General features: G+C 65.3%; 9 protein-coding genes and 1 pseudogene. 5 read left to right on the forward strand and 5 right to left on the reverse strand.

From position 1 onward, the window contains the following. The first annotated feature begins 86 nt into the window (after window positions 1-86). The gene (locus ACCQ10_RS05375; protein WP_372362428.1) at window positions 87-1,922 is read left to right on the forward strand and encodes a chloride channel protein; all 1,836 of its coding nucleotides are present in this window, start codon (window positions 87-89) and stop codon (window positions 1,920-1,922) included. Window positions 1,923-2,012: 90 nt separating this feature from the next. Here the strand turns inward: ACCQ10_RS05375 and ACCQ10_RS05380 are convergent, their stop codons facing one another. From ACCQ10_RS05380 to ACCQ10_RS05390, 3 genes are all read right to left on the reverse strand, one after another. Beyond that, window positions 2,013-2,474: a cell wall hydrolase gene (locus ACCQ10_RS05380; RefSeq protein WP_039413190.1), complete on the reverse strand. Its 462-nt coding sequence runs from the start codon at window positions 2,472-2,474 to the stop codon at window positions 2,013-2,015. Window positions 2,475-3,089: 615 nt separating this feature from the next. Then, the gene (locus ACCQ10_RS05385) at window positions 3,090-5,123 is read right to left on the reverse strand and encodes an oxidoreductase (RefSeq protein WP_372362429.1); all 2,034 of its coding nucleotides are present in this window, start codon (window positions 5,121-5,123) and stop codon (window positions 3,090-3,092) included. Window positions 5,124-5,388: 265 nt separating this feature from the next. After that, on the reverse strand, window positions 5,389-6,411 hold the full coding sequence (locus tag ACCQ10_RS05390) for a zinc-binding alcohol dehydrogenase family protein (protein WP_372362430.1): 1,023 nt from the start codon (window positions 6,409-6,411) through the stop codon (window positions 5,389-5,391). Window positions 6,412-6,825: 414 nt separating this feature from the next. On the opposite strand from ACCQ10_RS05390, the gene ACCQ10_RS05395 reads away from it, so the two are divergent. From ACCQ10_RS05395 to ACCQ10_RS05405, 3 genes are all read left to right on the forward strand, one after another. Continuing rightward, window positions 6,826-7,923, forward strand: coding sequence for an OmpA family protein (locus ACCQ10_RS05395; RefSeq protein WP_029219243.1), 1,098 nt, complete (start codon window positions 6,826-6,828; stop codon window positions 7,921-7,923). A 200-nt stretch (window positions 7,924-8,123) separates the two neighbouring features. Then, window positions 8,124-8,624: a hypothetical protein gene (locus tag ACCQ10_RS05400; RefSeq protein ID WP_039413182.1), complete on the forward strand. Its 501-nt coding sequence runs from the start codon at window positions 8,124-8,126 to the stop codon at window positions 8,622-8,624. A 19-nt stretch (window positions 8,625-8,643) separates the two neighbouring features. Then, window positions 8,644-9,504: a pseudouridine synthase gene (locus tag ACCQ10_RS05405; RefSeq protein WP_372362431.1), complete on the forward strand. Its 861-nt coding sequence runs from the start codon at window positions 8,644-8,646 to the stop codon at window positions 9,502-9,504. On the opposite strand, the gene ACCQ10_RS05410 is transcribed toward ACCQ10_RS05405, so the two are convergent. Both ACCQ10_RS05410 and kbl read right to left on the reverse strand, forming a co-directional pair. Further along, a complete protein-coding gene (locus ACCQ10_RS05410) occupies window positions 9,443-9,847 on the reverse strand; it encodes an HNH endonuclease (RefSeq protein WP_039413178.1) in 405 nt (134 codons plus the stop codon). The genes ACCQ10_RS05405 and ACCQ10_RS05410 overlap by 62 nt on opposite strands. 2 nt (window positions 9,848-9,849) lie before the next feature. Beyond that, the gene (gene kbl, locus ACCQ10_RS05415) at window positions 9,850-11,058 is read right to left on the reverse strand and encodes a glycine C-acetyltransferase (RefSeq protein ID WP_166750196.1); all 1,209 of its coding nucleotides are present in this window, start codon (window positions 11,056-11,058) and stop codon (window positions 9,850-9,852) included. Between the two features lie 92 nt (window positions 11,059-11,150). Between kbl and ACCQ10_RS05420 the strand changes: the two are divergent. After that, window positions 11,151-12,247 (forward strand): annotated as a pseudogene (locus ACCQ10_RS05420) (sulfate ABC transporter substrate-binding protein). Window position 12,248 lies beyond the last annotated feature (1 nt).

The following is a 12,248-nucleotide window of genomic DNA, read 5'->3' on the forward strand; positions in this document are numbered from 1 at the left end:
GGTGCGCGCGCCGATTTAAGTTCCAGCCAGCTACTACGAGGTGATCGGCGTAGCCTTTGCCGCGTCGCATTTTCTGGCGTTTCCCCTTGAACGACTCTGTGCCCACCACGCAATCACGCGCGGCGATTCCGCTTGTCCCCGCGTTGGGCACCGCGCAGGTGCAGGCCCACTTGCCGCAGCAATCTCCACCGCTGGAACGTCGCGTGATCTGGATCGCCAGCCTGAGCGTGATGCTGGCATTCGTGGTGGCCGGCGTGGCGCAGGTGCTCACCGCGTTGATCGGACTGGTGACCAATCTTGCGTACTTCGGGCGCCTGCGCACCGAGATGGTCAGCCCGGCAGGACACGCACTGGGTGCCTGGGCCATTGTGGTGCCGGTGCTCGGTGGAGTGATCGTCGGCATCATGGCCCGCCATGGCTCGCGCGCGATTCGCGGGCACGGCATTCCCGAAGCGATGGAACATGTCTTGCGCAACGACAGCCGCATTCCGCCGATCATGACCTGGCTCAAGCCGACATCGTCTGCGGTGGCGATCGGGACTGGCGGGCCTTTTGGTGCGGAAGGGCCGATCATCGCCACCGGTGGCGCACTCGGTTCGCTGCTGGGGCAGCGGTTGCATGTCACTGCCGACGAGCGCAAGACCTTGCTTGCCGCGGGTGCAGCCGCAGGCATGGCCGCGATCTTTGCGACACCGATCGCTGCGGTGGTCCTGGCGATCGAATTGCTGCTGTTCGAACGCCGCGCGCGCTCGCTGATTCCGGTGGCATTGGCTGCGATGGTCGGCGCTGCGATGCATGCTGTGTTCGAAGGCAGCGGGCCGGTATTTCCGATGCCGACATTGCCGCCGGCGATGCTGAGCGCATTGTTCGCCTATGTCGCGATGGGCGCGCTGGTCGGTGCGATCAGCGTTGGAGTGACGCGTCTGACCTACGGCATCGAAGACGCCTTTGAGCACATTCCGCTGCACTGGATGTGGTGGCCTGCGATCGGTGGCCTGGTCGTCGGCATTGTCGGCTATTGGGTGCCGCGCACGCTGGGTGTGGGCTACGACAACATCATGCTCGTGCTGGGCGGCAGCGCGGGGCTGGGTACGATGCTGGTGCTGTGCGTTGCCAAGCTGGTGTCCTGGTCGGTGGCGCTGGGCAGCGGCACGTCCGGCGGCACGCTCGCGCCGTTGTTCACCATCGGCGGCGCCTTGGGTGGCGTGCTGGGGATCGCGTTGGCGACGTATGCGCCCGCGCTGGGCGTGGATCCGCGAATGGCGGCACTGGTGTGCATGGCGGCGATGTTTGCAGGCGCATCACGCGCATTTCTGGCGTCGGTGATCTTTGCCTTCGAAGCCACGCAGCAAACGCACGGGTTATTGCCGTTGTTGGGTGCCTGCGCGGCGGCGTATCTGGTGTCGGGCCTGATGATGCAGCACACGATCATGACTGAAAAAATCGTGCGTCGCGGTGTGCGCGTTCCATCGGACTACAGTGCGGATCACCTGGATCAGATTGCCGTGCGCAGCGTGTGCAGCCGCGACGTGGTGAGCCTGCATGAGACGCAAACCCTGCACGAGGTACGCCAGTGGTTGAGCAGTGGTGCAGCAGGCATCACCCATCACGGCTTCCCCGTGATCGGATCCGACGGTGCGCTGCGGGGCGTGCTGACACGCCGTGATCTGCTCGATTCCCGCCACGCAGACGATCTGCCGCTCTGCGCACTCGTGCAACGCGCCCCGGTGGTGATCGGTGAAGAGCATTCGTTGCGCGATGCCGCCGATCACATGAGCGATGCCGGGGTGGGGCGGTTGGTGGTCGTCGACGGGGCGCAAACATTGCGCGTGCTCGGCATCGTCACGCGCAGTGATCTACTGGCCGCGCACCGCGGACGCCTGCGTGCAGCGCGCGATATCACACGCAGCGCGACGCAGTAGATCGTTATCCGTGGGAATGGCGGCAAACACTGCGTGCATGCGGGCGGCGGTAACGACACGCCGCAGCGCATTGCAAGGCAGGGATGTCGGTCAGGACGCAGTGCGCGGGCGCAGCTTCTGCACGCGGTAGAACGTGTGGTCGCCGATGGTGGCAACCTGATAGGCGTTACGCCAGCTCGGGCTGGCAATTGCACTGGCGGCGAAGTGGCTCGCGCCTGGCACGATCTCCTTGCGCTGGCCCACGGGCAACGCCCAGTTGCGCTCCGCAGCCAGGGCCACGCCCAATGCCTTGTTCCAGGCATCGTCATTCTTCAACTGCGTACCCGGAGAGACGATGGTGGGTGCGAACTGCTTGCGCGCGGTCACCACCTGGCACATCGAGTCGCCCCACAGCCCGCTGTCCAGCCGACGCAACGCAACTTCTGCAACGGCCTGCTGGCCACGCAAGGTCTGGTCGCGCGCCTCCAGATAGACGGTGGTACTCAAACACAACGAATCTGCAGCAGGCTGCGGCAATAATTGCGACAGCCAGAGTATCCAAGCCAGTTTCATAGAACTCCTTGCTCCGTATGGGCCGATCCGCAGAGCGCCCAATGTGGGTGCACCAGTGCGAAGGGCTTGGCGTCATGGGGAGGCGACCTGTCACGGGCCGCCCGGTCTCCGGCGAAGAGAGATCTACCGGAGGTGCCCACCAAGTGGGTGGGTCAAAAAGTTGGCGCAAGGTAGGCGCCGATCACACAATCGTGGCTGAATGGGCAGGGTTGACGCAGCGTCAGCGCGGCTGCGCCTACGTTGCGCAGGTGTCGGCTCACGCATCGCAACACGCTGCACGCGTCGCATCGGCAGAGCGACACGCGCGCTTTGCGAAACGGCAGGCGATGCAGCGCAAGCACGATAGCGCGCGCACCTTTTTTAGTTCACACGGCCTGCACGCACTGCGTGTTCGACAGCGAATACGCAATGCGCGCTTTTCTGTCACATGAGACCGTTGCAACGCACGATGTCAATGCGCACGGCGCACGACAAAGCCACTTTACGTCGGCAAGGACGCGTTCCGGCATGCAAGCACAAGCCGCATGCGCTTGATCGTCAGATGCACAATGACCAAAGCTGCGCCACGGTATGAAGGCAGCTCTCGGCGCACCGGCGTCGTTCGAGTTGGGTTGTTTACAACGTGGCAGCGAGTCGGCTGGCCTGGTTGATGGCACGCTTGGCATCCAGTTCGGCGGCCACGTCTGCGCCGCCGATCAGATGCGGTTGCTGACCGTTGGCCTGCAGCGCGGCAAGCAATTCACGCCGCGGCTCCTGGCCGGCGCAGACCACCACCGTGCCCACGTCGAGCAGTTGCTCGCTGCCGTCCACGCGGATGCGCAGGCCGGCATCGTCCACCCCCAGATACTCCACACCACCGAGCATCTTGACGCCTTTGGCCTTGAGCGTTGCGCGGTGAATCCAGCCGGTGGTCTTGCCCAGCCGCGCGCCGGGGCGCCCGGGGCTGCGCTGCAACAGCCAGACCTGGCGGGCAGGGCGCTCGGGCTGCGGTTTGCACAGCGCGCCGCGGGCCTCGAACGTCGGATCCACGCCCCATTCGGCCATCCAGCGCTGTGGATCCAGCGATACCGACGCACCCTCATGCACCAGGAATTCGCCGACATCGAAGCCAATTCCACCGGCCCCGATGATCGCCACCTTGCCGGCGGCGACGTGGCGGCCCAGCACCACGTCCAGATAGCTGACCACCATCGGATGATCGGCGCCGGGAAAGTCCACCTTGCGCGGCTCGATACCGGTTGCCAGCACCACCTCGTCGAAGTCCTTCAGGTCGTCTGCCTGCACGCGCGTCTCCAGTCGCAGCTGCACGCCGGTGGCCTCGATGCGGTGGCTGAAATAGCGCAGCGTTTCAGTGAATTCTTCCTTGCCGGGAATGCGTTTTGCCACGTTGAACTGGCCGCCGATGGCGCTGCTCGCATCGAACAGCGTCACCCGGTGACCGCGTTCTGCCGCCACCGTCGCGCACGCCAGGCCCGCGGGTCCGGCGCCGACCACGGCGATGCGCTTGGGCGTGGCCGTGGGTGTGTAGACCAGCTCGGTTTCGTGCACGGCGCGCGGGTTGACCAGGCAGGTAGCCAGCTTGTTTTCGAACACATGGTCCAGGCACGCCTGATTGCAGGCGATACACGTATTGATGGTGTGCGATTGCCCGGCGCGCGCCTTGTTGGCCCACTGCGGGTCGGCCAGCAACGGCCGTGCCAGCGACACCATGTCCGCCGCGCCGTCGGCGAGGATGCGCTCGGCCACCTCCGGCATGTTGATGCGGTTGCTCGCCACCACCGGAATGCGCAGGTGCGGTTTGAGCTTTGCGGTCACGCTGGCGAATGCGGCGCGTGGTACCGAGGTGGCAATGGTCGGAATGCGCGCCTCATGCCAGCCGATGCCGGAGTTGATGATGGTCGCGCCGGCCGCTTCGATCGCCTGCGCCTGTGCCAGGATCTCCTGCCACTGGTTTCCGTCCTCGACCAGGTCCACCAACGACAATCGGTAGATGATGATGAAGTCCTCTCCGCAGGCCTCGCGGATGCGGCGCACGATCTCCACGGCAAAGCGCATGCGTTTGGCTGCGTCGCCGCCCCAGGCGTCGCTGCGCTTGTTGGTACGCGCGGCGGTGAACTCGTTGATCAGATAGCCTTCCGATCCCATCACCTCCACGCCGTCGTAGCCGGCCTCGCGTGCCAGCCGCGCTGCGCGGGCATACGCGGCAATCTGCCGGTCCACTGCCGATGCCGACAACGCGCGCGGGGTGAAGGGATTGATCGGCGCCTGCAGTTTGGAAGGCGCCACCGACAACGGATGGTAGGCATAGCGCCCGGCGTGCAGCAGTTGCAGGCAGATCTTGGCGCCGTGCGCGTGCACCGACCGGGTGACCTGGCGATGCGGGCGTACTTCCCAGGGCCACGACAGCTTGCCGCCGAAAGGTTTGAGCCAGCCCACCACGTTCGGCGAGAAACCGCCGGTCACGATCAGGCCGACACCGCCCTCCGCCCGCTCGGCAAAATACGCGGCCAGCTTGGGGAAATCGCGCGCGCGGTCTTCCAGCCCGGTATGCATCGAGCCCATCAGGACCCGGTTGCGCAGTTGGGTGAAGCCCAGATCGAGCGGGGTGAACAGGTGCGGGAAGGCGGAAGGGCCGGTGGCGGGCGACATGAGATGGATACGCTGGCGTACGGAGTGCGCACGATGCCGTCAAACGGGCGTGGCGGCAAGCCCCGGTAGCGGATTTCGCGTCGCGACAGCACCGCAGGCACCATCGCGCCCTCCGTGCGCGCTACCGCCTTCTTGCGTACCGTCTGCCCACGCAGCCGCAGCGGGCCAGATCCCGGCGCTCGTTGTCACCGGATGGCAGGCGTCGGCAGCGTGCAGCGCATCCACTGCCGCCGCCGTGCAAGCTGCGGCGCAGCCACCGATGCGGTTACCAGCCGGCCAGCACCAGCTTGCCGATCGTGCTGCCGCTTTCCAGGCGCCGATGCGCCTGGCGCAGATTTTCGGCGTTGATCGGCGACAGCGTCTCGGTGTGCGTCGTGCGTAGCTCGCCGGCATCGATCAGGCTCGCGGCGCGGTTGAGGATGCGGTGCTGTTCCACCATGTCGTCGGTCGCGTGGCGCGCCCGCGCGAACATGTGCTCCCAATGGATGCCGATGCACTTGGACTTGTAGGGGCCGCCAATGGTCAGCGCACCGCGCGGCTCCACGATCAGACCGACATGCCCTTGCGGCGCCAGGACCTCGCCCAACTGCTGCCAGTAGCGGTCGGTATCGGCCAGGTTCAGCGCCGCGTCCACGGTCTGCAGGCCCAGTGCCTGTAACTGCGCGTGCAACGGACGATGGTGGTCGATCACATGATGAGCGCCCATCTGCCGGACCCATTCGATGCTCTCCGGGCGCGATGCAGTCGCGATCACCGTGAAGCCGGCATGCCGTGCCAACTGGATCGCGATCGATCCAACGCCACCAGCGCCGCCAATGATCAACAGGTACCGGCCGCGTTGACGCGCGCCGTCGAAGGCGAAGGGCATGCGCTGGAACAGCAGCTCCCAGGCCGTCAGGGTGGTCAGCGGCAATGCCGCTGCCTGCGCAAAGCTGAGCGAGGTCGGCTTGCAGCCGGCAATGCGTGCATCCACCCACTGGAACTGCGCGTTGCTGCCCGGCCGGCCAACATCGCCGGCGTAATACACCTCATCGCCTACCGCAAACGCGGTGACCTCCGGACCGACCGCTTCGATCACTCCGGCCGCGTCGTAGCCCAGGATCATCGGCTCGGGCAAGGCCTGCGGCGTGGACGCGCGTACCTTGGTGTCGACCGGATTCACGGAGATCGCTTCCACCCGTACCAATAAGTCATACCCCGAGGGCGCCCCAGGGCTTGGTACCTCGATGTCAAGCAGTGATGCAGGGTCGTCGATCGGCAAGGATCTGGTGAGGGCGACGGCTTTCATCGGGACGCTCCTGATGGGAAGTTCAGGGTGCGTTGTGAAGTCAGTGCGCTGCAACCACGCACCCCACAATTCAGCTCGCACGGGGCCTGGCGTTCACCTATGTGGTTTTCCTGCCACGCTGGGGCATCGGAAAGTGCCTTGCATGGAACCGTCTTCAATCGCCTCGATTCGGCTGATGTTCATGTGCTTCGATAAGCGAAAGTGAGCGCCGGGCCCTTTTCTTCATGAAACTGTATACGTAATATCGAGTGGGCTCGGCGGCCCTGGCGATTGCTTTCACATGTTATATGACCGTTAACGCGATCTTCACCGAGGCCGGCTTAATCTGCGCCCCGATGGCTCTGGATGTGATGAGCATCTTTACCAAGAACACCGCCTCTATCGGTTTTATCTCCCAAAGAAGGAGCTGTATAAATGAACAAGAAAATTCTCACTGCCGCGTTGCTCGGCGGTCTGGCAGTGGCCCAGGCTGCTTCCGCGCAGGAGTTCGATGACCGTTGGTACCTGACCGGTAGCGCTGGCTTCAACTTCCAGGACAGCGATCGCCTGACCAATGATGCTCCGTTCGTCACCCTGGGCCTGGGCAAGTTCGTCAGCCCGAACTGGTCGATCGACGGTGAACTGAACTATCAGAACCCGAACTTCGACGCCAACCAGGACCAGAACTGGAGCCAGTACGGCATCTCGTTCGACCTGCGTCGCCACTTCATCCAGGAAGGCCGCGGCTGGAACCCCTACCTGCTGTTCGGTCTGGGCTACCAGCGTTCGGAAGAAGAATTCGACGCGACCCCGAACCCGGTGTCGCCGGGCCAGCAGAAGGACGGCAACTTTGCCGCCAAGGCTGGTGTCGGTCTGCAGACCACCTTCGACAAGCGCGTCGCCGTGCGTGCTGAACTGGCCTATCGCGCCGACTTCAACGACCAGAGCGTTGCTGCTCCGCAGGAAGACTGGTTCGGCGACGTGCTGGCTTCGGTCGGCGTCGTGATCCCGCTGGGACCGGCTCCGTCGACCGCTCCGCCGCCGGCTCCGGCTCCGGTTGCTCCGAGCTGCGCCGATCTGGATGACGACGGTGACGGCGTCAACAACTGCGACGACAAGTGCCCGAACTCGCAGCCTGGCCAGACCATCGGTCCGGACGGTTGCCCGGTTCCTGTCTCGATCGACCTGAAGGGCGTGAACTTCGACTTCAACAAGTCGACCCTGCGTCCGGATGCCGTGTCGATCCTGAGCGAAGCGACCGAGATCCTGAAGCGTTACCCCGACCTGAAGGTCGAGGTTGCCGGTCACACCGACTCGAAGGGTACCGACGCGTACAACCAGAAGCTGTCCGAGCGTCGTGCGACCACCGTGTACGACTACCTGACCAAGAACGGCGTCGATGCGTCGCGTCTGGTTGGCCCGATCGGCTACGGCGAGAGCCGTCCGATTGCTCCGAACGCCAACCCGGATGGTTCCGACAATCCGGAAGGCCGTGCGAAGAACCGTCGTACCGAGCTGAACGTCCAGAACTAATCTGGCCGCTGGCTTGCTTCATACAAAACCCGGCCTCGTGCCGGGTTTTGTCTATGTGTGATCCGAAAACTCCCGAATTCAGCCGCAGCCGGACCGCCATGCTGTCTGCGTTGCCATCGATATGCGGTTCCTGTTGAAACAGCGTTCATCGCTGCCTACACTCGCCGCGTCGACACCACACTCTTACTGGAAGAACCACGATGCTGCGTACCGCTTCGGCAGGATTGCTCTGTCTCGCCTTGATTCCCGCCGCCTACGCCGCACCGAACTGCGCCGGCAACACGGTCTCCCAGCCGCTGCCGTTGCCCGCCACCGTCATCGCACCGGCCGCTGCCGAGTTCTATGCCCGCAGCGTGCAGCTGGGCATGCCCACCGGCGTGCTGGCACAGCCGTATAGCAGTGATCAATCGGTCGACCGCGTGCTGCTGCGCCTGCGCGTGGAAGGCTGCCAGGACCTGGCCAAGGTCATTCCACCGGGCGGCACCGTCAACCCGAACGATCCGGCGGCCTACAAGGCCACGACCGCTTTCGACAACACGCCGTGGCGCTTTGACATGAGCCAGAACGGCAAGCGCATGACCGCCGAAGAATTCGATGCCTGGATGAAGGCGCGCGGCGTGCGCGTGGTCAAGGCGCGTCCGGTGGCCGCACCGGCGCCGGCTGCGCCTGCTGCCGACGTCAAGCCGGTCGAAACCAAGTAAGCCGCACGGTCGGGACGGCATGACCCGGCGACCACCGCCGGCGACGTCCCGGCCTCGTCAGCGCGCCCCGGCGGCACCGGTGCGCGGCGTGGTTGCATCGGCTGCAGGTGCCGATCACTCTGCGCCACGCCATGGGCTGGCGCGGGTGTTGTCCAAGCTGGGTGTGTGTTCGCGCACCGAAGCGGCGCGCTGGATCGTCGATGGGCGGGTCAGCGTCGCCATGCGGGTGATCCGCGACCCCGAGTTTCCGATCCGCACCGACCAGCAGGCATCCATCACCGTCGATGGTCAGCCGCTGGCCGGGCCTGCGCGCCTGTACCTGATGCTCAACAAACCGCGCGGTGTGGTGACCACGGCCCGCGACGAGCAGGGCAGGGACACCGTTTACCGCTGCTTCGATGGCGCCGGTCTGCCGTGGATCGCGCCGGTGGGGCGGCTGGACAAGGCCAGCGAGGGGCTGCTGCTCTTCAGCAATGACCCGCAATGGGCTGCGGTAGTGACCGACCCGGGCAGCGGGCCGGACAAGACCTATCACGTGCAGATCGATTGCCGCCCGAGCGCCGAGCGGCTGGCGCAACTGCAGGCCGGGGTGGTCGACCCCGACCCGGACGGTGGCGGGGCGTTGCTGCGCGCCAAACAAGTGCGCTTGTTGCGCGAAGGCGAGCGCAATGCGTGGCTTGAAATCGTGCTGGACGAAGGCCGCAACCGGCAGATCCGCCGGCTGCTGGCGGCCTCGGATATCGGTGTGCTGCGGCTGGTGCGCGTGGCGATCGGTTCGCTGGCAATGGGGGCGCTGGGCAAGGGCGCCTGGCGCGAGCTCAGTGCGGCGGAAGTCCGGGCGCTGATGTCGGCTCCCGCCAGCGCGCCAGGCGCGCGCTGAGCAAGGCGCCGACCACTTCGACGGCACGCGCATCGCCAGCACCGTTGGCGTCATGGCGCCGTCCCTTGGCGTGGTTGCAGCTGGCACAGGCCAGCGCGAGATTGCGTGCGTCATTGGGGGCGTCACCCACCAGCGCGCAGAGCGCGGCGGCGGCGCGCCGGCCGAACCAGGCCTGCGGTACCACGTGTTCCAGGGTGGTGTGGCCGAGCGGCTCGCCGTCGGCACGGACCTGCAGGCGTCGCCGGCAATGCAGGCAGCGGGTTTCCCAGCGATCGGCAAGCCGCTGCGCCTGGGCATCGGTCTGCGCCGCGAGCAGGAGCCGTTGGCGCAGGACCGTGCGCATGCTCAGGACTTGATGACGTCCAGTTCGCGGCCGATCTTGATGAAGGCATCGATGGCCTGATCCAGGTGCTCGCGGGTGTGTGCGGCGCTGATCTGGGTACGGATGCGCGCCTGCCCCTTGGGCACCACCGGGAAGAAGAAGCCGATGGCGTAGATGCCTTCTTCCAGCAGGCGCTCGGCAAACTTCTGCGCCAATGGCGCGTCGTAGAGCATCACCGGGCTGATCGGGTGCACGCCGGGCTTGAGATCGAAGCCGGCCGCGGTCATGCGCTCACGGAAGTAGCGGGTGTTCTCCACCAGTTGCGTGCGCAGCTCGCCGGCCGCGTCCAGCATTTCGAACGCCTTGATGCCGGCGGCCACCACGTGCGGCGGCAGCGAGTTGGAAAACAGGTAGGGTCGCGAACGCTGGCGCAGCAGTTCGATCACTTCGCGCCTTGCGGTGGTGAAGCCGCCGAGTGCGCCGCCCATGGCCTTGCCCAGCGTGCCGGTGAAGATGTCGATCTGGTCCAGCACGCCCTTGACCTCGGCCGAGCCACGACCGCTGGCGCCCAGGAAGCCGGTGGCGTGGCATTCGTCGATGTGCACCAGCGCGTTGTACTTGCGGGCCAGGGCAGTGATCTCGTCCAGCGGGGCGATGAAGCCGTCCATCGAGAACACGCCGTCGCTGGTGATCAGCTTGGTCTTGCAGCCGGCCGCGTCGGCGGCCTGCAGTTGCGCTTCCAGGTCGGCCATGTCGCAGTTGGCGTAACGGAAACGCTTGGCCTTGCACAGGCGCACGCCGTCGATGATGGAAGCATGGTTGAGCGCGTCGGAAATGATCGCATCCGCTTCGCCAAGCAATGGTTCGAACAGGCCGCCGTTGGCGTCGAAACAGGCCGCGTAAAGGATGGTGTCTTCGGTGCCGAAGAACTCGGCGATAGTGCGTTCCAGTTGCTTGTGCAGGTCCTGGGTGCCGCAGATGAAGCGCACCGACGCCATGCCGAAGCCATGCGTGTCCAGCGCGTCCTTGGCCGCCTGGATGATGTCCGGGTGGTCGGCCAGGCCCAGGTAGTTGTTGGCGCAGAAGTTCAGCACGCTGCGGCCGTCTGCCAGGGTGATCCGGGCCGACTGCGGGCCGGTGATGATGCGCTCGGACTTGAACAGGCCCTGGGACTGGAGGGTCTCCAGTTCGGCGGCGTAGTGGGCGGTGAGCGCGGCAGGCGGACGGGTCATGGCGGTCGCTGTGGCAGAGAAAGAAGCGCAATGTTAACGATCACAATGGCATACCACTACGTCATGCAAAATCGGCATAAGCGGCGGCGCGGATGTCATTTCACCGCCTGCGTGCCGCTGCGCAGCATGGCATGCTTGCTGTTCAGCTGCGCCCACCGGCCAGGAGATCGTTGTGACACACCCCCGTATCCGTCTTGCTTCCCTGTTCTGCACGCTGCTGGCGCTGGCTGGCCCGGCCGGCGCGCATGATATCGGGCTGCTCAACGTGAGCTACGACCCCACCCGCGAGTTCTACCGCGACTACAACGCCGCCTTCGCAGCCCAGTGGAAGCAGCAGCATCCGCAGGACACGGTGACCGTGGAAACCTCGCATGGCGGCTCGGGCAAGCAGGCGCGGGCAGTCATCGACGGCATCGAAGCCGATGTGGTCACCCTGGCACTGGCCTACGACGTGGACGCGATTGCCGAAAAGGCCAAGCTGATCGACAGCGATTGGGAAAAGCGGCTGCCGGACAACAGCGCCCCTTACACGTCGACCATCGTGTTCCTGGTGCGCAAGGGCAACCCGAAAAATATCCACGATTGGCCGGACCTGCTGCGCTCGGGCGTGGCGGTGGTGACGCCGAATCCGAAAACCTCCGGTGGTGCGCGCTGGAACTATCTGGCCGCCTGGGCCTATGCCGACCATATCTTCAAGGGCGACCGCGAGCGCATCCTGCGCTACATGCAGGCCTTGTTTCGTAATGTGCCGGTGCTCGATACCGGTGCACGCGGCGCCACCACCACCTTCGTCCAGCGCGGGATCGGCGATGTCCTGCTGGCCTGGGAAAACGAGGCGCTGCTGGCGCGCGAGGAACTGGGCAAGGACAAGTTCGAGATCGTGGTGCCGAAGCTGTCGATCCTGGCCGAGCCGTCGGTGGCGCTGGTGGACAAGAACGTGGACAAGCACGGCACCCGTGATGTGGCCGAGGCCTATCTGCGCTACCTGTATGCGCCGGAAGGTCAGAAGCTGGCGGCCAAGCATTTCTATCGCCCGCGGCATCCGGAGTTCGCCGATCCGGCGGATGTGGCCCGCTTTCCCGACATCAAGCTGGTGACCATCCAGCAGGCGTTCGGCTCCTGGGAGAAGGCGCAGCAGGAGCATTTTGCCGACGGCGGTCTGTTCGACCAGATCCAGGCCAAGAAGTAGC

Source organism: Xanthomonas sp. NCPPB 1325, assembly GCF_041477645.2.
Taxonomy (GTDB): domain Bacteria; phylum Pseudomonadota; class Gammaproteobacteria; order Xanthomonadales; family Xanthomonadaceae; genus Xanthomonas; species Xanthomonas cannabis.